Here is a 25,828-nt window from a genome sequence, read left to right as displayed (position 1 = left end):
GCCGCCCCAGCCCTAGAACGCGTGCCAGCGGACCGTCGCGTCGCCCTCGCGCAGGGACTTCACCCTGCGGTCGAACTCCACTCGGGCCGCCGGGTTCGACGGCGCGTGCTGGGCGACCCACGCGCAGCTCGCCGTCTCGCGGGCGGCGCGCAGGGTCGCGCAGCCGGGCCAGTCCCGGACGTCCCAGCCGTAGGCCGCGGTGAACGCGTCGTAGGCCCCGGCGGTCAGGCCGTAGCGGTCGTGGGAGAGGGCCATGACGACGAGGTCGTGCTCGCGCAGGTCCGCCGAGACGGTCTCCAGGTCGACCAGGACCGGACCGCCGGGGCCGACATGGACGTTGCGCGGCAGGGCGTCGCCGTGGATCGGGCCCGGCGGCAGATGCGGGGTGAGCGCGGCGGCGGCCGCCGCGTACCCGTCCCGCCGCTCCCGCAGGAACGCCGCGTCCGCCGGGTCGATCGCGTCCCCCGCGAGCCGCAGCCAGCGCTCCACCCCGGAGAGCAGGTCCCGCGGCGGCAGCGCGAACGCGGGGGACGGCAGCGCGTGCACCTGGAGCAGCAGCCCCGCCAGGTCCGCGGGCCCGGCGGGGCGTACGGGGTCGGGCAGCCGGTGCCACACGGTCACGGGGTGCCCCTCGACGAGCAGCGCCTCCGGCCCGGCCGCCCGTACCGCCGGGACCCCGGCCTCCGCCAGCCACGCCGCGACGGCCAGCTCCCGGCGGGCCCGGTCGAGGAGTTCGGCGTCGCGGCCGACCTTCACCACCAGGTCCCCGGCGGCGAACACCGCGTTCTCGCCCAGCGCGAGCAGCCGCGCGCCCCCGGCCGCCCCGCCCGGCACCCCCGCCGCGGCCAGTACGTCCCGCGCCCGCGCCTCGTCCATCGTCCGCCCGCCTCCGTCGGTCCCGCCGGGACGGTGATCGTCCGGCCCGCCCAGTCTTCCACCCACCGCCGGATGCCGGACCCCCGAAATAGATTGCACGAGACGTCTCGTCTCGCTTAGGCTCGTCGTCATGACCGCTCCCGCGCACATCGCCATGTTCTCCATCGCCGCCCACGGCCACGTGAACCCCAGCCTGGAGGTGATCCGCGAACTCGTCGCCCGCGGGCACCGCGTCACCTACGCCGTCCCGCCGCTGTTCGCCGAGAAGGTCGCCGCGACCGGCGCCGAGGTGAAACCGTGGCACTCCACGCTCCCCGGCCCCGACGCCGACCCGTCCGCCTGGGGCACCACCCTCCTCGACCACGTCGAGCCGTTCCTCGCCGACGCGATCCAGGCCCTGCCGCAGCTCGCCGAGGCCTACGACGGCGACACCCCCGACCTCGTCCTCCACGACATCACCGCTTACCCGGCCCGCGTCCTCGCCCACCGCTGGGGCGTCCCCGCCGTCTCCCTCTCGCCCAACCTGGTCGCCTGGGAGGGGTACGAGGAGGAGGTCGCCGAGCCGATGTGGGCGGAGCCGCGGAGCACCGCGCGCGGCCGGGCCTACTACGCCCGCTTCCAGGCCTGGCTGGAAGAGAACGGCGTCCCCCTGCACCCCGACGACTTCGTCGGGCGCCCGGACCGCTCCCTGGTCCTCATCCCGCGGGCGCTCCAGCCGCACGCCGACCGGGTCGACGAGGAGGTGTACACCTTCGTCGGCGCCTGCCAGGGCGACCGGAGCGCCGAGGGCGGCTGGACCCGGCCCGCCGGGGCCGACCAGGTCGTCCTCGTGTCGCTCGGCTCCTCCTTCACCAAGCAGCCGGCTTTCTACCGGGCCTGCGTGGACGCCTTCGCCGGGCTCCCCGGCTGGCACCTCGTCCTCCAGATCGGCCGCCACGTCGACCCGGAGGAGCTGGGCGCCGTACCGGAGAACGTCGAGGTCCACCCCTGGGTGCCGCAGCTGGCGGTGCTGCGCGAGGCCGACCTGTTCGTCACCCACGCGGGCGCGGGCGGCAGCCAGGAGGGCCTGGCCACCGCGACCCCGATGATCGCCGTACCGCAGGCCGTGGACCAGTTCGGCAACGCCGACCTGCTCCAGGCGCTCGGGGTCGCCCGCTGTCTGCCGACCGAGGAGGCCACCGCCGACGCGCTGCGCACCGCGGCCCTCGCCCTGGTCGACGACCCGGAGGTCGCCGCGCGGCTGGAGACGGTCCGCGCCGGGATGGCCGAGGAGGGCGGCACGCGCCGGGCCGCCGACCTCGTCGAGGCCGAGCTGGACCGGGCCCGCGCCGCCCGCCGCGCCACCGCCTGACCCCGGCGGACCCGGCCTGATACCAGCGGACCCGGCCTGACCCGGGACAGCGCAGAGGGCCCGTCGACTCCCCCGGAGACCGACGGGCCCTCAGCCCTGCGGTGGACCGGACCACGACGGGGCCGGGCCACGAGCGGTCCGGCCCGCCGAGGGCCGGACCGCGGTCGGGTCAGACCCGGACCGGCTCGCCCTCGTCGTCGCGCGACCCGGGCGCCGACGGCGGCACCGTCGAGGAGGCGCCCGGCGCGATCGCCTCGGCCGACTCGTCGTGCGTCAGGTCGGGCAGCCGGTGCAGCCACTTCGGGAGGTACCAGTTGCGCTCGTCCAGCAGCGCCATCACCGCGGGGAGCAGCACACCCCGGATGATCGTCGCGTCGATGAGGACGGCCGCCGCCAGGCCCACCCCCATCTGCTTCATGGACTGCATGGACAGCGTCCCGAAGATCGCGAACACGGCGACCATGATGACGGCGGCGCTGGTGACGACACCCGCCGTGGTGACCACGCCGTGGGTGATCGCGTCCCGCGTGGTCCGGCCGCGCAGCCGCGCCTCGCGGATACGGGAGACCACGAACACGTGGTAGTCCATCGACAGGCCGAACAGGATCACGAAGAGGAACAGCGGCAGCCAGGTGATGATGGCGCCCACCCCCTCCGCGCCGACCAGCGAGGCGCCCCAGCCGTGCTGGAAGACCGCCACGAGGATGCCGTACGAGGCGCCCACCGACAGCAGGTTGAGGACGATCGAGGTGAGCGCGATGGTCAGCGAGCGGAACGACAGCAGCATCAGCGCGAAGGCGAAGACCACGACGAACGCGAAGACCGGCACGACCGCGCCCGCCAACTGGTCGTTGAAGTCCTGCGATCCGGCGACCTGCCCGGTGATCGGCGCCTCCACCCCGTCGACCTTGCCGAGGGTCGCGGGCCGCACCTCGTCGCGCAGCGTGGTCAGGCTCGCGCCCGCCTTGTCCAGGTCGGAGCCGCCCACCAGCGGCACGTACACGAAGGCGACGTTCTGCGTGTCGTGCAGCTTGATCTCGACCGGGCCGCGCGAGGCACCCGAACTCACCGCCCGCTCACGGAAGTCGGCGAGCGCGGCCTTCACCGCGGGGGCGTTGATGTCGTCCGCCCTGACGACCACCTCGGCGGGCTCGGAGCCGCCGGGGAAGGCCTCGTTGACCCGGTTGTAGGTCTGCACGATGGGCAGCGAGTCGCCGAACTCCTGGTCCAGGGTGAGGTTCTGGGTCTTCATGCCGACCGCCGGGGCCGCGACCGCGAGCAGCGCGCCCGCCGCGACGACCACCGACACCACGGGCCGGGCCAGCACCCGCTTCAGCACCGCCGACCAGAACCGGCTCTCGCCGCCGCCGGAGCGGCTGCGCCGCCGCAGGAACGGGATACGGCCCTTCTCGACGCGCTCGCCCAGCAGCGAGAGCAGCGCGGGCAGCACGGTGACCGAGCCGACCATCGCCACGGCCACCACCATCAGCGAGGCCAGACCCATCGCCTCGAACTCGGCGAGCCCGGTGAACAGCATGCCCGCCATCGCCACGCACACGGTGACCCCGGAGACCACGATCGCCCGGCCGCTGGTCGCGGCGGCGATCCTGAGCGCGGTCTGCGCGTCCCGGCCCGCCTCGCGCTCCTCGCGCTCACGGCGCAGGTAGAACAGGCAGTAGTCGACGCCGACCGCCAGACCGACCAGCAGCATCACGGAGTTGGCGGTGTCGCTCATCGGCATGACATGGCTGACGATGCCCATCAGACCCATCGTGGCCATGATCGCGGTGACGGCCAGCAGCACCGGCAGCAGCGCCGCGACCAGCGCGCCGAACGCGATCAGCAGGATGCCGAGGGCCACCGGCACGGCCGAGTACTCGGCCTTCTGGAAGTCGTCGCCGAACGCGTCGTCGAACGTCTTCATCATGCTGGCGCCGCCGATCTCCTCGATCCGCACCGCCCCGTGCTCCTTCTGCACCCCCTCGACGGCCTTCAGGACCGGCTCCACCCGCTCACCCGCGGTGTCGGAGTCGCCCCGCATGTCGAACTGGACGAGCGCGCTGCGGCCGTCCTTGGAGATGGTCCGGGTGTCGTAGGGCGAGGTGACGTCCGTGACCTTCCCGGTGGCCTCCACGGCCTTCACCACCGCGTCGACGGCCGCGCGGAACTCGGCGTCGGTGGCCTTGAGCCCGTCCTCGCGCGCCTGGACGAGGACCGTCTCGCTCGCGGGCTCCTCGATGCCCGCGTCCTCGACGATCCGGGCGGCGGTGTGCGTCTCCCCCTTGAGCTGGTCGCTGTCCTTCACGTCGACCCGGCCGGCCGCCGACCCCAGCCCCATGGCCAGGACGACGAACAGCACCCAGATGCCGACGGCCGCCCACCGGTGCCGGGCGCTCCAGCCGCCGGCCCGCGCGGCGAGGCCCCGCACCCGTGTATCACCGTTGTTCATGACGGGCTTTCCCCCCGGAGATGCGGTGACGACCCCCTGCCGCCACCTCTCCCCTCGAAGGTAGGGGCCGCATAAGACCGTCTCGTCGTGCTCCCCGGTGAGGTGGCGGCGGCCGCGGTCCTCCGCTCGGACCGGACCGTCTCACCGCTGGGGAGGACAGCAGCCCCTTACACCTATCGGGGGATCTCGGGGGACGCCCTCGGGGACACCGCCCGCCCCGACGGCACACACCCCGCCCCGCCCCCGGGCCCGGCGGCCGGGCGAGGACTCCGGGGCCGCCCTAGGGTGGCCGCATGACGACGACGTACGCGGCCCTGCTGCGCGGTATCAACGTGGGCGGCGCCAAGAAGGTCCCGATGGCCGAACTGCGCGCGCTGATCGAGGGCCTCGGACACAGCGGGGTCCGTACCCATCTCCAGAGCGGCCAGGCCGTGTTCACCACCGACCGCGCCGACGAGGACGCCCTCGCCGGGGAGCTGAGCCGGGCCGTCGAGGCCGGGTTCGGCTTCCCCGTCGACGTGATCGTGCGCGACCACGCCTATCTGGCGGACGTCGTCGCCGCCTGCCCCTTCCCGGCCGCCGACCTGGAACCCAAGCAGCTCCACGTCACCTACTTCTCCGCCCCCGTCACCCCCGACCGCTTCGCCACGATCGACCAACAAGCCGTTCTCCCTGAGGAGTTCCGCCTCGGCGACCGCGTCCTCTACCTCTACGCCCCCGACGGCCTCGGCCGCTCCAAGCTCGCCGAACAGCTCGCCAAGCCCCGCGTGAACAAGGGGATCGTCGCCACCACCCGCAACTGGAACACCGTCACCAAGCTCGTCGACCTCACCGCGCCCTGAGCGCCGGTACGGCACCGGCCGGTGTCGCGTTTGTTCAAGAACCGGCATCCGGCCCGGCCGCAGCATGAGGACATGACGTACGACGAAGCCACCCACCGAGCCATGACCCTCTGTGCGGCCGAGGCGGCCCGTGTCGCCCGGGGCGTGCCCGCCGACCGCCTCGGCGCGCCCACCCACTGCCCCGACTGGGACCTGCGCACCCTCGTCGATCACTGGGTCCTCTACACCTCCCACGGCCTGGAGCACCGCGCCCTGCGCCGCACGCTCCCCGAGGAACTGGTCGCCCGCGACTTCACCGCCGACCCCGACTGGGCCGCCGCCTACGCCGCCCAGCTCGACCGGGCGGTCGCCGCCTGGGCCGACCCCGCGGTCTGGGACGGCGAGGTGGACCTCGGCCCCGCCGCGCTGCCCGCCGCCGAACTCGCCGCGATGATCGTCAAGGAGATGGCGGTGCACGGCTGGGACGTCGCCGTCGCCACCGGCCAGAAGTTCCACGTCACGGACGACACCGCCCGCCTCGTCCTCGACGTCGTCGAACGCCACGGCGACCTCTACCGGCAGTACGACGGGTTCGCCGCCCCGGTGCCGGTGCCCGCCGACGCGCCGCCCTTCGACCGCGCCCTCGCCGCCAGCGGCCGCGACCCCCGCCTCGGCACCCAGGTGGACCACTGAGACAGCGCCGTATTGGGCCGGTACAGGGGCCCATTGCGGGACTACCGTCGACAGCATGAGCCACGCCGACCCCGTCCCCGCCGCCCCGGCCCCCGCCACCGCCCCGACCCGCGTCGACCTCTACTTCGACCCGGCCTGCCCCTTCGCCTGGATCACCTCCCGCTGGCTGCTGGAGGTCGAACGGCACCGCCCGCTCGACCTCCGCTTCCGCGTCATGAGCCTGTACCTGCACAACGAGGGCAACGAACTCCCCGACTGGTACCGCTCGTTGGTCGACCGCTCGATCGGGCCGGTGCGGGTCGCCGTCGCCGCCGCCGAGGCCCACGGCGAGAAGATCCTCCGCGACCTCTACACCGCGTACGGCACACACATCCACGACGGCGGCGCGACCGACTTCGACGCGGTGACCGACGCCGTCCTCGCCGAACTGGGTCTGCCCGCCGACCTGGCGGCCGCCGCCCACGACCCGGCCCACGACGAGGCCGTACGGCGCTCCCACGCGGCGGGCGTGGAACCGGACTCCGGCGGCTACGTCGGCACACCGACCGTGCACGTCGACGGGACCGTCTGGTTCGGGCCGGTGCTGCGTGCCATCCCGCGCGGGGAGCGGGCCGCCGCCCTCTTCGACGCCTTCCGCGCCCTGGCCACCGACCCGGACGTCTTCGAACTCAAGCGCACCCGCACCGGGGGACTGTCCTTCGACTGAGCTGTACGGACAGGGCGGGCGGGGTGTGCGGCGGGGCGGGCGCGGGCGGTCTCAGGCGCCCAGCGCCGCCGCCAGCGGGCTGCGGGCCGCGTCGTGGCGCTCCAGCAGCAGCCGGGCCACCTCGGGCGCCGCGCCGAGCACCCCGGCCAGCGCGTCCGCGTCCGCCGCGCCCCGCGCGATCCGGTCCGGCAGGAACCCGGGGGCCAGCACGTACGGAGCCACCGCGACCCGCGCGCAGCCCCGCGCCCGCAGCGCACGGACCGCGTCCTCGGTGCGGGGCAGCGCCGCCGACGCGTACGCGGGCAGCACCTCCCGCCAGCCCCCGGCGCGCCGCCACGCACGGGCGACGCCCTCGATCACCGCGACGGCCTCCGGGTCCGAGGACCCCGCCGACGCCAGCACGATCCCGGTCGCCGACCGCTCGGCGGCCGTCACCCCCGCCTCCCGCAGCCGCCGCTCCAGGGCGGCCAGCAGCAGCGGCGACGGGCCCAGCACCTCGGCCTGCCGCACCCGCAGCCGGGGCGGCGCCGCCCGCAGCACGGCGGGCAGGTCCGCCTTGGCGTGGAAGGCACGCGTCAGCAGCAGCGGCAGCACGACCACGTCCCGCACGCCCTCCGCGGCCAGCGACTCCAGCAGCGCCGGGACGGCCGGCACGTTGAAGTCGAGGAAGCCGGTCTCCACCCGCAGCCCCGGCCGCAGCGCCCGCGCCGCCCCGACCAGTGCGTGCACGGTCGCGGCGTGCCGCGGATCGCGGCTGCCGTGCGCGACGACCACCAGCACCGGGGCACCGGACGGGACGGGCGCCGCGGACGCCGCGGAGGGGACGGGGGAGACCGGCTTGCCGTACATGGGACCTCTCTAGCTCTTCACCAGCAGACCACGCCCGCGCAGCACCCGCCGCTCCAGGGGGCTGAAGATCAGCAGGTCGATCGCGATGCCGACGAACAGGATCAGGATGATCGCCTCGAACACCATCGCCATGGAACTGGCGTTCCGGCCGTTCTCCAGCAGCGCGCCGAGGCCGATGCCCAGGTCGGGCGAGGACGCGATGATCTCCGCCGCCATCAGCGAACGCCAGGAGAACGCCCAGCCCTGCTTCAGCCCGCCCAGGTAGCCGGGCAGCGCCGCCGGGAGCACGATGTGCCAGGCGCCCTTGACGCCCGTCGCGCCCATCGTGCGGCCCGCCCGCAGGAACAGCGGCGGCACCTGGTCGATGCCGGAGACCAGACCGTTGGCGATGGACGGGACGGCGCCGAGCAGGATCACCGCGTACATCATCGAGTTGTTCAGGCCCAGCCAGATCACCGCCGGGGGCACCCACGCCACCGACGGCAGCGACTGGAGGCCGGACAGGATCGGGCCGATCGCCGCCCGCACGAACTTCACCCGCGCCACCACCAGACCCAGCGGGGTGCCGATGGCGAGGGCGAGGAGGAAGCCCAGCAGGCCGCGCGAGACGCTGGTCCAGATGTACTCCAGGAGCCTGCCCTCCAGCCAGGCGTCCTTGAACTCGTTGCCCACGTCCGACGGCGACGGCAGCTTCGACGGGTCGTCGACCACGTTGAAGGTGATCAGCGCCTGCCACGCCACCAGCACCACCGCGATCGCGACGACCGGCGGCAGCACCTTGTCGATCAGGGTGCGGCGCAGCGGCGTACGGGGCGCCGCCGGGGTCTCCAGGGCGTCCAGGCCCGCCTCCACGCCGGCGCTGCCGCTGTCGCGGACCGAGCGGACCGGCGTGTCGACGGGGGCGGCACCGGCGGCCGGGGAGTCTTCGGCGTCGGCGGGCTGGGCCGTCGTGCCGGTGGTCTCAGTGCTGGCCATGACGGCGGATCTCCCCACGCAGGACTTCGGTGATCTCCAGGGACAGTTCGGCGACGGGCGCGTCCTCGATGCGGCGCGGCTGCGGAATGCCGACCGTCCACTCGCGGGCCACCCGGCCGGGCCGCGACGACAGCAGGACCACGCGCTGCGCGAGCCGGACCGCCTCGCGCACGTTGTGCGTCACGAACAGCACCGACACCCCGGTCTCGGACCAGATCCGGGTCAGCTCGTCGTGCAGCACGTCCCGGGTGATGGCGTCGAGCGCGGCGAACGGCTCGTCCATCAGCAGCAGCCGGCTCTCCTGGGCGAGCGCGCGGGCGAGTGCCACCCGCTGGCGCATCCCGCCGGACAGCTCGTGCACCCGCTTGCCGTACGAGCCGCGCAGCCGCACCAGGTCGAGCAGCTCCTCGGCCCGGCCGCGCCGGTCGTTCTTCGGGACTCCGCCCAGTTTCAGGGCGAGTTCGATGTTCTTGCCCGCGGTCAGCCACGGGAACAGGGCGTGCTCCTGGAACATCAGGGCGGGCCGCCCGTCGGTGCCGATGGTGCCGGTGGTGGGCTCGTCGAGCCCGGCCACCAGGTTCAGCAGCGTCGACTTGCCGCAGCCCGAGGCCCCCAGGAGGGTGACGAACTCGCCCGGCGCGACATCGAGGGTGATGTCGTCCAGGACGAGCTGCTGCCCGGCAGGCCCGGCGAAGGACTTCGAGACGTGCTCGATGCGGGCGGCGTACTCCACGGCCTCGGTGCCGTCGACCGCCTTGGCGAGGGTGGTCGCCATGGTCGTCACCTCCTGGGAACTCTCGGGATTCCTGGGCTACTTGACGCCGAGACCGGCGTCGTCGACGGGGCTCTCACCGGCGGTCTCGAGGACCTTGTTCAGGGTGGTGAGGTCGTAGATCCCGTCCAGCAGCGGGTCCTCCAGGAGACCGGCCTTCACCGCGTGCTGCGCCTCGGCGTCGAGGGTGGCGGCCAGCGGGTCGTTGATGAACTCGATGGACTCCCACGCCGGGTCGAGGACCTCGGCGGGCAGCTCCTTGCCCGAGTCGATCTTCAGCTGGGCGTTCGCGGCGGCCTTGGCCTCGGCCGGGCTGGCGTTGATGTACTTGTTGGCCTCGACGGAGGCCTTCAGCACCGCCTCGACGGCCTTCGGGTGCTCGGTGAGGAACTTCTGCGACACGATGATGTTCGTGATCACGAACTTCTTGTCGGGCCACAGGTCCCGCTCGTCGAGCAGTACCTTCGCGCCCTCGGCGACCAGCTTCGACGCGGTCGGCTCCGGCACCCAGGCGCCGTCGATGGAGCCCGCCTTGTAGGCGTCCGGGGTGACCTTGTTGTCGGTGCGGACCACCGAGATGTCGCCCTTGCCGCTCTGCGCGTCGACCTTCCAGCCCTGCTCGGAGGCCCAGTTGAGGAGCGCCACGTCCTGGGTGTTGCCGAGCTGCGGGGTGGCGATCTTCTTGCCCTTGACGTCCTTCACGGACTTGATCTTGTCCGGGTTGACGACCAGCTTGACGCCGCCGGAGGCCGAGCCGCCGATGATGCGCAGGTTCTTGCCCGCGGACTTGGTGTAGCCGTTGATGGCGGGGGAGGGGCCGATCCAGCCGATGTCGATGGAGCCGGAGTTGAGCGCCTCGATCTCGGAGGGCCCGGCGTTGAAGATCTGGTAGGAGGCCTTGGTCGCGCCGAGGGCCTTCTGGAAGTAGCCCTTGTTCACGCCGACGAGGGCGGTCCCGTGGGTGAGGTTGCCGAAGTAGCCGATCTTGACGGTGTCGAGGCCGTCGATCTTCTCCGACCCGGCGGCGACCTTCTGCTCGGCCGGTTCGTCCTTGGCGTCGGAACCGTAGCCGCAGGCGGCGAGGGTGAGGAGGGGCAGTGCGGCTACGGCGGCTATGCCGCGGCGAAGAAGCGCTGAGCGGTTGGCAGGCACGGGAGGTCTTCCTCTCGTTGGCCCGGCGGTCACGGTCTTTCAGGTCGTGGCCGGGAGGTTCGGCAGGGTCTTCGTCTCTTCCGGGACGTCGGGTGGGGGGCCGGGGCGCGCAGGCGGTGCGCGTACGTCATCCCGCACATCGCGCCACCCCGCCCTGCCCGCTGCCGAGGGCGCCGCTGCCGATGCGGCCGCCCTCCTTCGCGAACGTCGAGAAGTAGTCGGTCGTCGTCATGTCAGAAGTCCCACCCGTCGTCCTCGGCCGGGTCCTTGACCGGCTCGGGGGAGGCGAACGACTCGCCGACCATGCCCGCGGTGAGCGTGGTGCCGTCGTTCGGGTCGATCAGGATGAACGAGCCCGTACGGCGCGAGTCGGCGTAGGAGTCCACCGGCAGGGGTTCCGCGGTGCGGATCTTCACCCGGCCGATGTCGTTGGCGACGAGCTGTCCCGGGTGCGGGTGCAGGGACAGGTCGTCGAGCGTGAGGCGGGAGGGGATGTCCTTCACGATCGCCTTGACGGTGCGGGTGCCGTGCTTGAGCAGCACCCGGTGGCCGACGGCGAGCGGCTGGTCGGCGACGTGGCAGACGGTCGCCTCGATGTCCTGCGTGGTGGGCGGCGCGTCCTTGCTGGGCACGATCAGGTCGCCGCGCGAGACGTCGAGGTCGTCGGCGAGCAGCAGCGTCACCGACTGCGCCGTCCAGGCCGCGTCGACCGGCTCGCCCAGCAGGTCGATGCCCGCGATGGTCGTCGCCCGCCCCGACGGCAGGACGGTCACCGCCTCGCCGACGCGGAAGGTGCCGGCCGCGATCTGGCCCGCGTAGCCGCGGTAGTCGGGGTGTTCGGCGGTCTGCGGGCGGATCACGTACTGCACGGGCAGCCGGGCGTGGCAGTGCGCCAGGTCGTGGCTGACGGGGACGGTCTCCAGGTGCTCCAGGAAGGTCGGCCCGCCGTACCAGTCCATGTGCGCGGACGGCTCCACCACGTTGTCCCCGGCGAGCGCCGAGATGGGGATCGCGGTGACCTCGGGGACGCCGAGTTCGGTGGCGTACGCCGTGAACTCCTCGGCGATCGCGGCGAAGACGGGCTCCCGGTGGTCGACCAGGTCCATCTTGTTGACGGCGAGGACGACGTGCGGGACGCGCAGCAGGGCCGCGATCGCCGCGTGCCGCCGGGTCTGCTCGACGACGCCGTTGCGGGCGTCGACGAGGATCACCGTCAGCTCGGCCGTGGAGGCACCCGTCACCATGTTGCGGGTGTACTGCACGTGGCCGGGGGTGTCGGCGAGGATGAACCGGCGCCGGGCGGTGGCGAAGTAGCGGTACGCCACGTCGATGGTGATGCCCTGCTCGCGCTCGGCGCGCAGGCCGTCGGTGAGCAGCGCGAGGTCGGGGGCGTCCTGGCCGCGGCCGGCCGACGCCCGCTGCACGGCCTCCAGTTGGTCGGTGAGGATCGACTTGGAGTCGTGCAGCAGCCGTCCCACCAGGGTGGACTTGCCGTCGTCGACGGAGCCCGCGGTGGCGAACCGCAGCAGCGTGGTGGCCGAGAGCTCCTCGGTCGTGATGGTGCTCATGCCTAGAAGTACCCCTCGCGTTTGCGGTCTTCCATCGCGGCCTCGGAGAGCTTGTCGTCGGCGCGGGTGGCGCCGCGTTCGGTCAGCCGGGACGCGGCGATCTCGGCGATGACCTGCTCCAGGGTCACCGCGTCGGAGTCGACGGCGCCGGTGCAGGACATGTCGCCGACGGTCCGGTAGCGCACCAGCCGCTTCTCGGTGGTCTCGGCCGGGCGGGGCCCGCCCCACTCACCGGCGGTCAGCCACATCCCGGCCCGCTGGAACACCTCCCGCTCGTGCGCGAAGTAGATCTCCGGCAGCTCGATGCCCTCGCGGGCGATGTACTGCCACACGTCCAGCTCGGTCCAGTTGGACAGCGGGAACACCCGGACGTGCTCGCCGGGCGCGTGGCGGCCGTTGTACAGGTTCCACAGTTCGGGGCGCTGGCGGCGCGGGTCCCACTGGGAGAACTCGTCGCGCAGCGAGAACACCCGCTCCTTGGCGCGGGCCTTCTCCTCGTCGCGGCGTCCGCCGCCGAAGACCGCGTCGAACCGCTCGGCGGCGATCTTCTCGGTCAGCGGCAGCGTCTGGAGCGGGTTGCGGGTGCCGTCGGGGCGCTCCTTGAGGACCCCGCGGTCGATGTAGTCCTGCACCGACGCCACGTGCAGCCTGAGGCCGTGGGCGGCGACCGCGCGGTCCCGGTAGTCGAGGACCTCGGGGAAGTTGTGGCCGGTGTCGACGTGCAGCAGCGCGAACGGCACCACCGACGGGCGGAACGCCTTGAGCGCCAGGTGCAGCATGACGATGGAGTCCTTGCCGCCGGAGAACAGGATCACCGGGTTCTCGAACTCGCCCGCGACCTCGCGGAAGATGTGCACCGCCTCGGACTCCAGGGCGTCCAGGTGGCTGAGCGCGTACGGGACGGTGGTGCCCTCGCCGCCCTCGCGGACCGTGGTGACGGTGGTCATGCCAGTCCCCTCTCCTTGAGCAGCGCGTACACGGACCGGGCGGACTCCGGGACGGTCTGGTGCTGCGACTCGATCCGCAGGTCCGGCTTCTCCGGCTCCTCGTAGGGGTCGTCGACCCCGGTGAGGCCGGTCAGTTCGCCCGCCGCCTGCTTGGCGTACAGGCCCTTCACGTCGCGCACGCTGCACACCTCGACCGGTGTCGCCACGTGCACCTCCAGGTAGGGGGTGGCGGCGCGGGCGTGGTGGTCGCGGACCGCGGCGCGGCTGTCGGCGTACGGGGCGATGACCGGGACGAGCGCCGTCACGCCGTTGCGGGCGAGGAGTTCGGCGACGAAGCCGATGCGGCGCACGTTGGTGTGCCGGTCCTCGCGGCCGAAGCCGAGGCCCGCGGAGAGGAACTCGCGGATCTCGTCGCCGTCGAGGACCTCGACCCGGTGGCCGTCCGCCCGCAGCTGTCCGGCGAGTTCGTACGCGATGGTGGTCTTGCCGGCGCTCGGCAGACCCGTGAGCCAGACGGTGGCTCCGGTCGTCACGGGGTTCTCCAGATTCGTCGGGAGCGGGCGGGGCGGGGACGAGGGGGACGGAAGGGGCGCGGCGGGTGCGGGCGTGCGCGCGTGGGTGGCCGCGGGGCGCGGGGGAGTGGTCGTCATCGGTCAGCCGTGCAGTCCGCACTCGGTCTTGGCGCGGCCCGCCCACCGTCCGGCGCGGGCGTCCTCGCCCGCCACGACCCGGCGGGTGCAGGGCGCGCACCCCACGGAGGCGTACCCGTCCATCAGCAGCGGGTTGGTGAGCACCCCGTGCTCGGCGACGTACGCGTCCACGTCGTCCTGGGTCCAGCGGGCGATCGGGGACACCTTGACCTTGCGGCGCCGCGCGTCCCAGCCGACGACCGGGGTGTTCGCGCGGGTCGGGGACTCGTCGCGGCGCAGGCCGGTCGCCCAGGCGCGGTAGCCGGTGAGGCCGTCCTCCAGCGGACGCACCTTGCGCAGCGCGCAGCACAGGTCGGGGTCCCGGTCGTGCAGCTTCGGTCCGTGCTCGGCGTCCTGCTCGGCCACCGTCTGGCGGGGCGTCAGGGTGATGACCTCGACGTCCATCACGGCCTCGACGGCGTCCCGGGTGCCGATGGTCTCGGGGAAGTGGTAGCCGGTGTCGAGGAACACGACGTCCACGCCCGGCCGGACCCGGGAGGCGAGATGGGCGACGACCGCGTCCTCCATCGAGGAGGTCACGCAGAACCGCTCGCCGAAGGTCTCCACCGCCCAGCGCAGGATCTCCAGCGCGGGGGCGTCCTCCAGGTCCCGGCCCGCCTGCTCGGCGAGCGCCTTCAACTCGTCCTCGGTGGCTGCTTCCTGAACGGTCGTCATATCCGGTCCCCTCCGTCGTCGGCGCGCTGAACACCCCGGGCGAGCAGCCCGAGGAACTTCAGCTGGAAGGCGCGGTTGCACGCCGCGCATTCCCAGGCGCCGTGACCCTGCTCGCTCGGACGCAGGTCCTCGTCGCCGCAGTAGGGGCAGTAGAAGGGGGCGGCCCGCTCGCTCACGACAGGTCCTCCTCGCCGGCCCGCGCCGCCCAGACGGCGAACCGCTCGCCGTCCTCGCGCTGGTCCTGGAACCGGCGCAGCACGCGCTCGACGTAGTCGGGCAGTTCCTGCGAGGTGACCTTCAGGCCGCGGACCTTGCGGCCGAACCCGGCCTCCAGGCCGAGGGCGCCGCCGAGGTGCACCTGGTAGCCCTCGACCTGCTGCCCGTCGTCGTCGAGGACCAGCTGCCCCTTGAGACCGATGTCCGCGACCTGGATGCGGGCGCAGGCGTTCGGGCAGCCGTTGATGTTGATCGTGATCGGCTCCTCGAACTCCGGGATGCGGCGCTCCAGTTCGTCGATCAGGGTGATGCCGCGCCGCTTGGTCTCGACGATGGCGAGCTTGCAGTACTCGATGCCGGTGCAGGCCATCGTGCCGCGCCGGAACGGCGAGGGGGTGACGGTGAGGTCGAGCGCCTCCAGGCCCGCGACGAGCGAGTCGACCCGGTCCTCGGCGACGTCGAGGACGATCATCTTCTGCTCGGCGGTGGTGCGCACCCGGCCCGAGCCGTGCGCCTCGGTGAGGTCGGCGATCTTGGCGAGGGTGGCGCCGTCGACGCGGCCGACGCGGGGCGCGAACCCGACGTAGAAGCGGCCGTCCTTCTGGCGGTGCACGCCGACGTGGTCGCGCCAGCGGGCGACGGGCTGCTCGGGGGCGGGCCCGTCGACGAGCTTGCGCTGGAGGTAGTCGTCCTCCAGGATCTGCCGGAACTTCTCCGCGCCCCAGTCGGCGACCAGGAACTTGAGGCGGGCGCGGGTGCGCAGCCGCCGGTAGCCGTGGTCGCGGAAGATGGAGATGACGCCCTCGTAGACGTCGGGGACCTCGTCGAGGGGGACCCACGCGCCGAGCCGGACGCCGATCTTGGGGTTGGTGGAGAGTCCGCCGCCGACCCAGACGTCGAAGCCGGGCCCGTGCTCGGGGTGGTCGACGCCGACGAACGCGATGTCGTTGATCTCGTGCGCCACGTCCAGCAGCGGCGAGCCGGAGATCGCGGACTTGAACTTGCGGGGCAGGTTGGAGAAGTCCTTGTTGCCGACGATGCGGCGGTGGATCTCGTCGATGGCCGGGGTGCCGTCGATGATCTCGTCCTCGGCGATCCCGGCGACCGGCGAGCCGAGGATCACCCGCGGGGTGTCGCCGCAGGCCTCGGTCGTGGACAGGCCGACGGCCTCCAGCCGGTTCCAGATCTCCGGCACGTCCTCGATGCGGATCCAGTGGTACTGCACGTTCTGCCGGTCGGTGAGGTCGGCGGTGCCGCGCGCGAACTCCTGCGAGATCTCGCCGATCACCCGCAGCTGGGCGGTGGTGAGCCGCCCGCCGTCGATCCGCACCCGCAGCATGAAGTACTTGTCGTCCAGCTCCTCGGGCTCCAGGATCGCGGTCTTGCCGCCGTCGATGCCGGGCTTGCGCTGGGTGTAGAGGCCCCACCAGCGCATCCGGCCGCGCAGGTCGTTGGGGTCGATCGAGTCGAAGCCGCGCCGCGAGTAGATCGTCTCAATACGTGTCCGTACGTTGAGACCGTCGTCGTCCTTCTTGAACTGCTCGTTGCCGTTGAGCGGGGTGAAGTGCCCCGCGGCCCACTGTCCTTCGCCGCGATGACGGCTCACCTTGCGGCGGGGCCCGGAGGCGGCAGGGTTCTGTGGGGTGGCGGCCATGGTGAATACGTCCTTCGGGACAGGCGGAAAGCGGCTCTGACCTGCGCGTGGAGGCGCACGGGCGCGATGGGCGCAGTAGGGTGCAGAGGGCTGCTGCGACGGGGGATGTCGGTGGTGCCGGGCTCGTCAGCTCACCGGACAGATGGCGCTGGACATGCGGCCGAGGTCGACGTGCCGCCGACTCACCAAGGCAATTCCAGTTCCGGACATGGCGAAAGCGTGGCACGGCGTTCTGGAACGAGTCCAGCATCGTCCGCTATGTGGACGTCTCTGTCTCGCTATGCGAGACGGGGGTGTCATCGGTCACATACGCTGCGTGACGTCTTGTCGACGCAGGTCAGGCCGGGTATGCGCCCGGCCAGGGGCCCGGAGCGGCCCGGAGCGTCTCCTCCTCGACCTTGGTGTCGAAGAGCGTGAATCCGCGGCGCTGGTAGTTGGCCATGGCGTGCGGGCCGTCCTTGCTGCACGTGTGCAGCCACACCCGCTCGGTGCCGGGCAGCCCCGGCCAGCGCTCCGCCAGGTCCCAGGCGCGCGCCGCGCCGTACGACAGGAGGTGGCCGCCGATGCCCCGCCCGCGGAAGGCCGGGACCAGCCCGAAGTACACGATCTCCACGACGCCGTCGTCCTGCGGCTCCAGCTCCACGTACCCGGCGGGCGTCCCCCGCTCGTACGCCACCCAGGTCTCGACCCCTGGACGTCCGAGGTGCTCGCTCCAGCGCGCGTACGGCCAGCCGAGCCGGTCGGTCCAGCGGATGTCACCGCCGACGGACGCGTACAGGAACCGGCTGAACTCGGGTGAGGGCACCTCGGCGCGCGCGATCCGCACGTCGCCCTCGGGAGCGGCGGCGGGCAGCAGATCGCCCGGGGACGTCTGCTCCAGGGACCAGGTGGTCACGGGGATGGTGGTCATGCCCGCCAGGGAACCATCCGCCGCGCCCGTCTGTCGAAACCGGACGGCCGAAACCACTCCACCGGGACCGGCCCCCAGGGAAGGGGGCGCAGGGAGGGGGCACAGAGAAGGGGGGCGTGGGGAAGGGGGCGCCGGGCGGGTGCGGTGACCGGCCGGCCCGACCGCGGGGCCCCGCTGCTGCCGTGCCCGCCCCGTCGACGCTACTGCCGCGCCGCCCCGTCGACCGACGCCAGCGGCAGCGCGAACAGGGTCCGGCCGGACTGCGCCCAGACCTCCCCGGTCGCCGTCCAGTAGGAGAGGGACTCCGTCCCCGGGCTCCAGCAGTGGCGGCTGTCGTCCGCGCCGCACCGCGCGGCCCGCGCGCCCTCGCTGTCCTGCCGCCAGAGCGTGCCGCGCCCGTCGCCGTCCCCGCCGGTCCGGCTCAGGTACCAGGTGCCCCGGTACGCCAGCACGCTGTGCAGCCCGGTCGCCTTCGTGGTGTACGCCTCCGTGGCGCCGACCCTGCCCCCGGGGTCGGCGGGGTCCCCGGCGAGCAGCCCGGACCGGCCGGGCGCGGCGTCGAACGCGTACCGCCACAGCCGGGCCCGCCGGTCGCCGCCGTCGAGCGTCCACTCCCCGGCGACGAGGGTGTCCGGCGCGGTACTGCGGTCCAGCGAGACGGTCGCCGGGTGCGGGGCGCGCGGGCCGCCGCTCAGCCGGTAGGCGGCGACGGCGGGCAGCACGTACGGCGCGCCGTCCGCCGACCAGCCGCCGGGCACCCGTCCGATCGCCGGGCCGGTGACGGTGGCCCGGTGCACCCGGTTGACGTCGTACACGTACAGCGCGGTGCCGCCGTCGTCGTCGGCGGTGACCAGCAGCTTGTCCTGGTACCAGACCATGCCCGAGACCCGTGAGACGAGCCCCCGGTAGTCCCGCCCGCCGTCCACCGGGACGGCCAGCAGGCCCCAGGTGTAGGTGGGGCGGTTGAGGTTGTCGGCGTTCACGAACGCGATCCGGGCCAGCCCGCGCCGGTCGGCCGGGCCGTCGGCCCGTGACCAGCCGGAGAGGATCACCCGGTGGGCGCCCCACATGCCGTCCTCGTCCGCGTCGCCCGAGGTGGTGACCGCGCCGGGCCGCCAGCCGTCGGTGTCGGCGGTGTTCCAGCAGTACGCGCGGGTCGCGGTCGGGGTGAGCGGCAGGGCGGCGCGCTCCCCGGCCGTGCAGTCGACGGTGTCGCGCAGCGCGCGGCCCGCGCCGCGCAGCACCTCGTCCACGCCGAGCGGCGCGCCCATCCCGGCGGCGAGCCGGTCCAGGTCGGCGGCGGGCACCGGCTCCTCGGTGAGGCGCAGCGCGTCGGTGTCGGCGGCGGAGGTCAGCGGCTTCAGCGCGCCCGGGCCGTCGGCGACCGTGGCCTGGGACGCGCTGATCATGGTGGCGGCGGCGGTGAGGGCCAGGGCGGTTCCGGTCAGGAACCCGCGCACCGCCCTGCCCCGTCTGCGCCTGCGATGTCGGCCACGCTGCTTCATTCGTCCTCCCGAGGCGGGCCAACTGCGCCTGATGATCCATACGTTGACAGGGGAGCAGGTGGGGTGGCCCGAAAAGTGATGCTACGACAGGTGACCCCTTCCGGGGACGAAGACCTCGCACATGTAGGGAAGATGCGGTGACGTCAGTCGATTCACGGCACGAAAGAAGGAAGAAACCGCCGTCGGGGCACGGAATCCGTCGTCCCCGGCACGGAACCGGTCGCCCGCGCGACCGGATCGGTCACCGGCGGGCCCCACGCGCGATCGCCCGGAATTCGTCCCTCCGGCCGCGCCGCGCCGCGCCGGTCCCACCCTCGCACCGGTTCCGGCTCACACCCGCGCACTGGTTCCGGCCCACCCCGGCCCCGGACACGGCGTCACTCCCGCGCCCGCGCGGCGGCCACCGCCGGAGCCGCCGAGTGGGGGAGGAGGTCCCGTGGATCGGGCGGCAGCAGCAGATCGACCTCGGCGTCCTCGCAGAAACGATACGGCCGATGGTCCAGCAGTCCGCCGAGATAGCGCCGCACCCGCGACATCTCGGCCCGCACCGTCACCCGCCGCCCCGGGTCCCCGAACACGTCCTCGGCCAGCCCCGACGCGCTGCGCCCACCCCGGTGCACGGCCAGAAGGTACAGCAACTCCGCGTGCCGGGGCGTCAGTTCGTGCGACCACACCCCGCCGCCCCCGGCGACCGACACCGACCAGCGGCGCGGCCGGGACAGGTCCAGCAGGATGCGCGTCCCGTCCCGCGCCGGTGGCTCGGACGCCCCGTCCAGGGACCGCACCAGCCAGCCCCCGGCCAGCGGCTCCAGCACGCACGCCCCCAGCGCGGGCAGCCACCGCCGCCCCGGCCGGGGCGACTTGGGCAGCACGAGGCGGTTCGTGTACGGCATCCCCGTCACCGCCGCCGTCCAGCCGTCCGCGTCCACCACGGCCGCCCGCCCGCCGATCCCGGCCAGCACCGGCGCCGCCACCGCCCGCAGCCGCTCCAGCGCCTGCTGGTGCAGCTCCCGCAGCCGCGCCTCGGCCAGCTTCGCCACCGCGTCCACCCAGGCGAGGGTGGCCGGGTGCATGGTCTCCAGCGCCCCGCTCACGTCGACCACCCCGAGCAGCCGGCCGTTGCGCGGATCGCACACCGGCGCGCCCGCGCACGTCCACGCCGTGTGCGCCCGTACGAAGTGTTCGGCGGCGAACACCTGCACGGGCCGCCGCACCACCGCGGGCGTGCCCAGCCCGTTGGTGCCCGCCACGTCCTCCCGCCAGTCCGCGCCGATCTCGAAGCCGATCTCGTCCGCCTTGCGCAGCACCGGCGGACAGCCCTCCCGCCACAGGATGCGGCCCTCCCCGTCGGCGACGACCATGATGTGCTGCGCCACGTCCGCCACCGACAGCAGGCCCTCGCGCAGCACCGGCAGCACCTCCCGCAGCGGCGACTCCTCGCGCCGCCGCCGGACCTCCTCCGTGCTCAGCAGCCCGCTGCGCGGCGGGTGTTCGGGATCGACGCCGCTGCGCAGCATCCGCTGCCAGGACTGCTCGATCACCGGCCGCGGCGCCCGGCCCGGCCGCACCCCGGCGAGCTTGGCGTCGCGGACCTCGCTGACCGTCCGGACCGCGCGCGCGACGTCGGCGGTGGTCTGCGGCACGTTCATCGGCGACTTCGCCACGGGGAGCCTCCCGGTGAGCACACGGTCCGACGACCGGTGTCAAGCTCCTGCGCCGCCTGCTGCCGGTCCTGCTGAAGGACCCATCTTGCCGTCCCGCCGGGCACGGAGGGGCGCAGTCCGGTCACCGTGCCGACAGCTTGCAACCCTCTGCAACCCTGGCCCGCGCCCCCCGCGTGTCCGAAACTTGTGCCACGCCGCCCCGAGCGGCGTCATCGGCCTCGCAGGGCCAATGCCGCGGGGGTGGTGCCGTGTCGGCGCAGCACCACCCCCGTCCCGCGTCCCCGTGGCTCAGACCTCGGGACGGGCCCGCTCCACCACCGACGCCAGATCCAGCGTGTGCGGCAGCGTCCCGAAGGCCGCGCCCGCGTCACCGCCCAGCCGGGACGCGCAGAACGCGTCGGCCACCTCCGGCGGCGCGTGGCGCACCAGCAGCGCCCCCTGGAGCACCAGTGCGAACCGCTCCGCGATCCGCCGCGCCCGCGCCTCCGCGCCGTCCAGATCGGCCAGTTCCGTCAGCAGGTCCTTGATCGCCGCGTCCAGCCGGTGGTCCGCGCCGCGCGCCCGCCCCACCTCCTGGAGATACGCGTTCAGCGCCTCCGGCTCCCGCCGCAGCGCCCGCAGCACGTCCAGCGCCTGGACGTTGCCCGCGCCCTCCCACACCGAGTTCAGCGGCGACTCCCGCACCAGCCGCGGCAGCCCCGACTCCTCGACGTAGCCGTTGCCGCCCAGGCACTCCGCCGCCTCCACCACGACAGGCGAACACCGCTTCGTCACCCAGTACTTGGCGGCCGGCACCGCGATCCGCAGCAGCGCCCGCTCCTGCTCGCCCCCGTCGTCGTACGCCGCCGCCAGCCGCAGGCCCAGCACGGTCGCCGCCTCCGACTCCAGCGCCAGATCGGCCAGGACGTTGCGCATCAGAGGCTTGTCGAGGAGTTTCCCGCCGAACGCCTCCCGGTACGCGCAGTGGTGGACCGCCTGCGCCACCGCCGCCCGCATCAGACCCGCCGACCCGAGGACGCAGTCGAGCCGGGTCGCCGCCACCATCCCGATGATGGTCCGCACCCCGGCGCCCTCCTCGCCCACCCGGCGCGCCCACGTCCCGTCGAACTCGACCTCCGCCGACGCGTTCGACCGGTTGCCCAGCTTGTCCTTGAGCCGCTGGAGGCGGAACGGGTTGAGGGCGCCGTCGTCCAGGACGCGCGGCACCAGGAAGCAGGTCAGGCCCTCGTCGGCCCGCGCAAGCACCAGGAAGCCGTCCGACATCGGCGCCGAGCAGAACCACTTGTGCCCGGTCAGGACGTACGTGCCGTCCTCCGCCAGCGGGCGCGCCGCCGTGCTGACGGAGCGGACGTCGCTGCCGCCCTGCTTCTCCGTCATCCCCATCCCGAACAGCGCCCCCGCCTTCAGCCGGGGCGGCCGCAGGGCGCGCTCGTAGACCGTGGACGTCAGCCGGGGCTCCCACTCGGCGGCCAGCTCCGGGTCGGCGCGCAGCGCGGGCACCGCCGCGTGCGTCATCGACAGCGGACAGCACGTCCCCGCCTCGACCTGCGTCCACACCAGGAACCCGGCCGCCCGCCGCACATGCCCGCCGGGCCGCGTCCAGGCCGCCGTCAGCCCCGCGCCGACGCCCTTGCCCAGCAGCCGGTGCCACGCCGGATGGAAGTCGACCTCGTCGACGCGGCGCCCGTAGCGGTCGTGGGTGCGCAGCCGGGGCGGGTGCTCGTCGGCCTGGAAGGCCCACTCCCGCAGCTGCGCCGACCCGGCCGCCCGGCCCAGCCCCGACAGCTCACCGTGCGCCTCGCCGGTCAGCTCGGGGGCGAGGTGGCGTTCCACGGCGGACACCAGGGCCCGGTCCGTGCCGTAGACGTCGTGCCCGAGGAGGGGAGGGGGCTGGTTGGTCACCGTGTGCGTGCTGCCTGCCATGACGCGAACGTACCCCCCGGTACGCCCCTCATGGCCGCCGGGACACGGAACGCCCCGCGCCCGCCCGGCCGGTCCGCGGCGCCGCCGGGAGGCGGGCGGGCGCCGACCGGCGCGGCGCGCGGCCACGGTGTCCCACCTGGAGGTGAGTGAGGCCTCGAACGGCGGATACCTTTAGGGCGTGCAGTCAGCAAGTCAGTTCCCCGAGCGATCCGAGGCCCCCGCCGGGCGTCTCCATCGGGCGCGTGCCCTCTACCGGAACGTCTCCAAGCGCAGGACCGCCTGGCTGCTGCTCAAGGACACCGTCAACTCCTGCATCGAGTACCGCATCCTCGGCCTCGCCGCCGAGGCCGCCTTCTTCACCCTGCTCTCCGTCCCCCCGCTGCTGCTCAGCATGATCGGGCTCCTCGGCTACGTCGACTTCTGGACCGGCACCGACACCATCAGCAGCCTGGAGGCCAACCTCCTCGACGCCTCCCGGACCGTCCTGTCCGACAAGGGCGTCGAGCAGATCGCCCAGCCGATCCTGGACGACGTGATGAAGGGCGGCCGCCCCGACATCATCTCCATCGGCTTCCTGTTCGCCCTGTGGTCGGGCTCGCGCGCGGTGAACGTCTTCATAGACACCATCACCGTCATGTACGGCCTCGACGGCGTGCGCGGCATCGTCAAGACCCGGCTGGTGGCGTTCGCGCTGTTCATCGCCGCCCTGCTGATCGGCTCGGTCGCGCTGCCCCTGATGGTCGCGGGACCGGACGCCGTCGTGCGGATCGTGCCCTGGTCGACGACCGTCGTGCAGGTCCTGTACTGGCCCGTCGTGATCGTCCTGTCCGTCGCCTTCCTCACCACGCTCTACCACGTGTCCGTGCCGGTGCGCTCGCCGTGGATCGAGGACGTCCCCGGCGCGCTCGTCGCCCTCGCGATGTGGGTCCTCGGCAGCTTCCTGCTGAGGATCTACCTCCAGAACACCGTCGAGGGCGCCTCGATCTACGGCTCCCTCGCCGCCGCCGTCGCGGTCATGCTCTGGATCGGCGTGTCCGCGTTCGCGGTGCTGGTCGGGGCCGCGGTGAACGCCGCCATCGACCGCGTCTGGCCCGCCGCCGCGACCGCCGCCGCCCGCGCCGCGAACGAGCGGCTGCGGGAGGAGGAGGCCGCCGAGTACGTCGCCCGCCGGGCCGCCGCCCGCCACCACGACGAGGACCCCGACGACCCGGACGACCCCGACATGCCGTCCGAGTTCCCCGAACGCTGGTCCCGCTTCCTCCCCCCGGAGGACGTCACCGGCCGCCTCCGCACCCACGCCAGAACGGCCCCCACCCCCCGCCCCTCCGCCAACGGCGAGGAGCCGCCCCCGCCCGAGGAGTGACGAAGGGGAGAGAACGGGGGCGGGGCCGTTCCAGTGCCCGTAGGACGGCCTCCGCCCTCACCCCCACGCACCCCCGCCCTCACCCCCACACACCCTCCGCCCCCGCCTCCTTCGCGAAGGCGGAGAAGTCGCGGGCCGGGCGGCCGAGGACCGTCTCGACCCCGTCGGTGACCTGCGCGTTGCGCCCGTCGAGGAGGTCCGCGAAGAGGTCGGTGAGGAAGTCGGCCCCGGCGGCCGGGACACCGAAGGCGATCAGCCGCTCGCGGTAGTCGCGCACCGGTACGGCCCGGTAGGTCAGCTCCCGCCCGGCCGCCGCGCCGATCTCCGCGACCGCCTCGCCCCAGGTGAGCAGCCGCGGCCCGGTCACCTCGACCGCGCGCCCCGCCCAGCGGTCGCCGGAGGTGAGCGCCGTGACGACGACGTCGGCGATGTCCCGTACGTCGACGAACGGCTCCCGCACCCCCTCGGCCGCCGCGAACACCAGGCCCCCGCTCGCCCGCAGCTCGTCGGCCAGCGGCCCCGCGCTGAAGTTCTGCGCGAACCAGGCCGCCCGGACGACCGTCCAGCGCGCGCCCGAGGCCGCCAGCGCCTCCTCCGTCGGCAGCGCCCGGTCCTCCCCGCGCGCCGACAGCAGCACCAGCCGCCGCACCCCCAGCGCCACCGCCTCCCGGGCGATCTCCCCGACCGCCTCGGTCGCCTCCGGGGAGCCGACGTCCGTCGGGTACGCGAGATACGCCGCGTCCGCCCCGCGCAGCACGGCCGCCCAGGTCGACCGGTCCGCCCAGTCGAAGCCCGTCGCCCGCGAGGCCGCCCGCACGGTCAGCCCCGCCGCCGCGGCGGCCGCCGCCACCGCCCCGCCCGTCCGACCGGTCGCCCCGGTCACCACCACGGTCGTCCCGCCCGCCCCGCCCTGCCCGCCGCGCGCGGCGTCCGTCGCCGGGTCCGTCGTCCCGTGCGTCTGCCGGTCCGTCTGCTGATCCGTCTGCCGGTCCGCCTGCTGGTTGGTCTGCTGATTCGTCATGCGACCAGTCAACTGCCGTGCCCCGCGGGGGCCCATCGCCGAACGGCTCATTCCCATAAGCGCGCGTCTACGCTGGCCCCATGGACGCACTCGCCGGTCTCCTGGAGGGCCCCCGCGCCCGGGGCGCCTTCATGATCCGCGCCGGTTTCGACCCGCCGTGGGCGGTCCGCGTCGAGGACCACGCGCCGCTCACCGTGATGCTCGTGGTGCGCGGCGGCGGCTGGGTCGTCCACGACGACGGCGAGCGGCTCCGGCTCGGCGCGGGCGACCTCGCCATCGTCCGCGGCCCCGGCGCCTACACCTGCGCCGACGAACCCGGCACACCCCCGCAGGCCCTGGTCCTGCCCGGCGGAGTCTGCGCCCACCCCGACGGCCGCGACCTCAACGGCACCATGGACCTCGGCGTCCGCGCCTGGGGCAACCGCCTCGACGGCTCCACCGTCGTCCTCATCGGGACGTACCTGATGGCGGGCGAGATCAGCGGACGCCTGCTCGACGCCCTGCCGCCGCTGCTCTCCCTGACCGCCGACACCTGGCGGTGCCCCCTCACACCGATGCTGATGGAGGAGATCGGCCGCGACGAACCCGGCCAGGAGGTCGTCCTCGACCGCCTGCTCGACCTGCTGGTCATCGCCGCGCTGCGGGCCTGGTTCTCCCGCCCCGAGGCGGCCGCCCCCGCCTGGTACGGGGCCATGGCCGACCCCGTCGTGGGCCGCGTGCTGCGCCTGGTCCAGGACGACCCGGCGCACCCCTGGACGGTCGCCGCCCTCGCCGCGAAGGCGGGCGTCTCGCGGGCCGGTCTCGCCCGCCGCTTCACCGACCTGGTCGGCGAACCGCCGATGGCGTACCTCACCGGCTGGCGTCTCGCCCTCGCCGCCGACCGCCTGCGCGACACCGACGACACCATCGGCGCCATCGCCCGCCAGGTCGGCTACGGCAGCTCCTTCGCCCTCTCCAGCGCCTTCAAACGGGTCTACGGCATAAGCCCCCAGGAACACCGCCAGGCCCCCCGGGTCCCCGTCCCAGGGATCTAGGCTTCCCCCCTTCGA

General features: G+C 73.7%; 23 protein-coding genes and 1 pseudogene. 6 read left to right on the top strand and 18 right to left on the bottom strand.

The window, feature by feature from the left end; all coding sequences use genetic code 11:
- Positions 1-12: 12 nt before the first annotated feature.
- Positions 13-876 carry a phosphotransferase enzyme family protein gene (locus ACIQPQ_RS20430; protein WP_401305641.1) on the bottom strand — a complete coding sequence of 288 codons (864 nt, stop codon included), beginning with the start codon at positions 874-876 and terminating at the stop codon, positions 13-15.
- Positions 877-948: 72 nt separating this feature from the next.
- Between ACIQPQ_RS20430 and mgt the strand changes: the two are divergent.
- Positions 949-2,227 (top strand): annotated as a pseudogene (gene mgt / locus ACIQPQ_RS20425) (macrolide-inactivating glycosyltransferase).
- 169 nt (positions 2,228-2,396) lie between these two features.
- On the opposite strand, the gene ACIQPQ_RS20420 reads toward mgt, so the two are convergent.
- Complete coding sequence (locus tag ACIQPQ_RS20420) at positions 2,397-4,676, bottom strand: MMPL family transporter (RefSeq protein ID WP_401305640.1); 2,280 nt, start codon at positions 4,674-4,676, stop codon at positions 2,397-2,399.
- Positions 4,677-4,969: 293 nt separating this feature from the next.
- Here ACIQPQ_RS20420 and ACIQPQ_RS20415 point away from each other — a divergent pair, with 293 nt between their 5' ends.
- The 3 genes from ACIQPQ_RS20415 to ACIQPQ_RS20405 all read left to right on the top strand — a co-directional run bounded on the left by ACIQPQ_RS20415 (position 4,970) and on the right by ACIQPQ_RS20405 (position 6,896).
- Entirely contained in the window at positions 4,970-5,518 is a 549-nt protein-coding gene (locus ACIQPQ_RS20415) for a DUF1697 domain-containing protein (protein ID WP_401305638.1), read from the top strand.
- Positions 5,519-5,590: 72 nt separating this feature from the next.
- Positions 5,591-6,190 carry a TIGR03086 family metal-binding protein gene (locus ACIQPQ_RS20410; RefSeq protein WP_401305637.1) on the top strand — a complete coding sequence of 200 codons (600 nt, stop codon included), beginning with the start codon at positions 5,591-5,593 and terminating at the stop codon, positions 6,188-6,190.
- A gap of 55 nt (positions 6,191-6,245) precedes the next feature.
- Positions 6,246-6,896: a DsbA family protein gene (locus tag ACIQPQ_RS20405; RefSeq protein WP_401305635.1), complete on the top strand. Its 651-nt coding sequence runs from the start codon at positions 6,246-6,248 to the stop codon at positions 6,894-6,896.
- A gap of 51 nt (positions 6,897-6,947) precedes the next feature.
- Here ACIQPQ_RS20405 and ACIQPQ_RS20400 read toward each other — a convergent pair whose 3' ends face one another.
- The 15 genes from ACIQPQ_RS20400 to ACIQPQ_RS20330 all read right to left on the bottom strand — a co-directional run bounded on the left by ACIQPQ_RS20400 (position 6,948) and on the right by ACIQPQ_RS20330 (position 22,395).
- A complete protein-coding gene (locus ACIQPQ_RS20400) occupies positions 6,948-7,745 on the bottom strand; it encodes a sirohydrochlorin chelatase (protein WP_401305633.1) in 798 nt (265 codons plus the stop codon).
- 9 nt (positions 7,746-7,754) lie between these two features.
- On the bottom strand, positions 7,755-8,720 hold the full coding sequence (locus ACIQPQ_RS20395) for an ABC transporter permease (protein WP_401305631.1): 966 nt from the start codon (positions 8,718-8,720) through the stop codon (positions 7,755-7,757).
- Positions 8,707-9,495 (bottom strand): ABC transporter ATP-binding protein, encoded by a 789-nt coding sequence (locus ACIQPQ_RS20390; protein ID WP_383775346.1) that lies wholly within the window; start codon positions 9,493-9,495, stop codon positions 8,707-8,709. Before ACIQPQ_RS20390 ends, ACIQPQ_RS20395 begins: the two co-directional genes overlap by 14 nt.
- 36 nt (positions 9,496-9,531) lie before the next feature.
- Positions 9,532-10,644 carry an ABC transporter substrate-binding protein gene (locus ACIQPQ_RS20385; protein ID WP_401305629.1) on the bottom strand — a complete coding sequence of 371 codons (1,113 nt, stop codon included), beginning with the start codon at positions 10,642-10,644 and terminating at the stop codon, positions 9,532-9,534.
- Positions 10,645-10,877: 233 nt separating this feature from the next.
- Positions 10,878-12,212: a sulfate adenylyltransferase subunit 1 gene (locus ACIQPQ_RS20380; RefSeq protein ID WP_401305627.1), complete on the bottom strand. Its 1,335-nt coding sequence runs from the start codon at positions 12,210-12,212 to the stop codon at positions 10,878-10,880.
- A gap of 2 nt (positions 12,213-12,214) precedes the next feature.
- Positions 12,215-13,159 (bottom strand): sulfate adenylyltransferase subunit CysD, encoded by a 945-nt coding sequence (cysD, locus tag ACIQPQ_RS20375; RefSeq protein ID WP_401305625.1) that lies wholly within the window; start codon positions 13,157-13,159, stop codon positions 12,215-12,217.
- A complete protein-coding gene (gene cysC / locus ACIQPQ_RS20370; RefSeq protein ID WP_383775334.1) occupies positions 13,156-13,692 on the bottom strand; it encodes an adenylyl-sulfate kinase in 537 nt (178 codons plus the stop codon). The genes cysD and cysC overlap by 4 nt, the downstream gene beginning before the upstream one ends.
- Positions 13,693-13,812: 120 nt before the next feature.
- The gene (locus tag ACIQPQ_RS20365) at positions 13,813-14,523 is read right to left on the bottom strand and encodes a phosphoadenylyl-sulfate reductase (RefSeq protein WP_401305623.1); all 711 of its coding nucleotides are present in this window, start codon (positions 14,521-14,523) and stop codon (positions 13,813-13,815) included.
- Positions 14,520-14,699, bottom strand: coding sequence for a hypothetical protein (locus tag ACIQPQ_RS20360; protein WP_329221979.1), 180 nt, complete (start codon positions 14,697-14,699; stop codon positions 14,520-14,522). Before ACIQPQ_RS20360 ends, ACIQPQ_RS20365 begins: the two co-directional genes overlap by 4 nt.
- Positions 14,696-16,393, bottom strand: coding sequence for a nitrite/sulfite reductase (locus tag ACIQPQ_RS20355; protein ID WP_401305621.1), 1,698 nt, complete (start codon positions 16,391-16,393; stop codon positions 14,696-14,698). The genes ACIQPQ_RS20360 and ACIQPQ_RS20355 overlap by 4 nt, the downstream gene beginning before the upstream one ends.
- 126 nt (positions 16,394-16,519) lie before the next feature.
- Positions 16,520-16,603 (bottom strand): putative leader peptide, encoded by an 84-nt coding sequence (locus tag ACIQPQ_RS20350; protein ID WP_309474722.1) that lies wholly within the window; start codon positions 16,601-16,603, stop codon positions 16,520-16,522.
- Between the two features lie 127 nt (positions 16,604-16,730).
- Positions 16,731-17,303 carry a GNAT family N-acetyltransferase gene (locus ACIQPQ_RS20345; protein WP_401305619.1) on the bottom strand — a complete coding sequence of 191 codons (573 nt, stop codon included), beginning with the start codon at positions 17,301-17,303 and terminating at the stop codon, positions 16,731-16,733.
- Between the two features lie 200 nt (positions 17,304-17,503).
- Complete coding sequence (locus ACIQPQ_RS20340) at positions 17,504-18,808, bottom strand: hypothetical protein (RefSeq protein WP_401305617.1); 1,305 nt, start codon at positions 18,806-18,808, stop codon at positions 17,504-17,506.
- Positions 18,809-19,185: 377 nt separating this feature from the next.
- Positions 19,186-20,472 carry a GAF domain-containing protein gene (locus ACIQPQ_RS20335; RefSeq protein ID WP_401305616.1) on the bottom strand — a complete coding sequence of 429 codons (1,287 nt, stop codon included), beginning with the start codon at positions 20,470-20,472 and terminating at the stop codon, positions 19,186-19,188.
- 288 nt (positions 20,473-20,760) lie between these two features.
- On the bottom strand, positions 20,761-22,395 hold the full coding sequence (locus ACIQPQ_RS20330; protein ID WP_383775315.1) for an acyl-CoA dehydrogenase family protein: 1,635 nt from the start codon (positions 22,393-22,395) through the stop codon (positions 20,761-20,763).
- Between the two features lie 178 nt (positions 22,396-22,573).
- Between ACIQPQ_RS20330 and ACIQPQ_RS20325 the strand changes: the two genes are divergently transcribed.
- Positions 22,574-23,758, top strand: coding sequence for a YihY/virulence factor BrkB family protein (locus ACIQPQ_RS20325; protein WP_401305614.1), 1,185 nt, complete (start codon positions 22,574-22,576; stop codon positions 23,756-23,758).
- Positions 23,759-23,837: 79 nt separating this feature from the next.
- Here the strand turns inward: ACIQPQ_RS20325 and ACIQPQ_RS20320 are convergent, their stop codons facing one another.
- Positions 23,838-24,779: an NmrA family transcriptional regulator gene (locus tag ACIQPQ_RS20320; RefSeq protein WP_401305613.1), complete on the bottom strand. Its 942-nt coding sequence runs from the start codon at positions 24,777-24,779 to the stop codon at positions 23,838-23,840.
- An 80-nt stretch (positions 24,780-24,859) separates the two neighbouring features.
- Here ACIQPQ_RS20320 and ACIQPQ_RS20315 point away from each other — a divergent pair, with 80 nt between their 5' ends.
- Positions 24,860-25,813, top strand: coding sequence for an AraC family transcriptional regulator (locus ACIQPQ_RS20315; RefSeq protein WP_401305611.1), 954 nt, complete (start codon positions 24,860-24,862; stop codon positions 25,811-25,813).
- Positions 25,814-25,828: the final 15 nt, after the last annotated feature.

Origin of the sequence: Streptomyces sp. NPDC091281 (assembly GCF_044757425.1) — a bacterium.
Taxonomy (GTDB): domain Bacteria; phylum Actinomycetota; class Actinomycetes; order Streptomycetales; family Streptomycetaceae; genus Streptomyces.
Note: the sequence above shows the minus strand (reverse complement) of the source record. Positions and strands in the feature narration are given on the sequence as shown.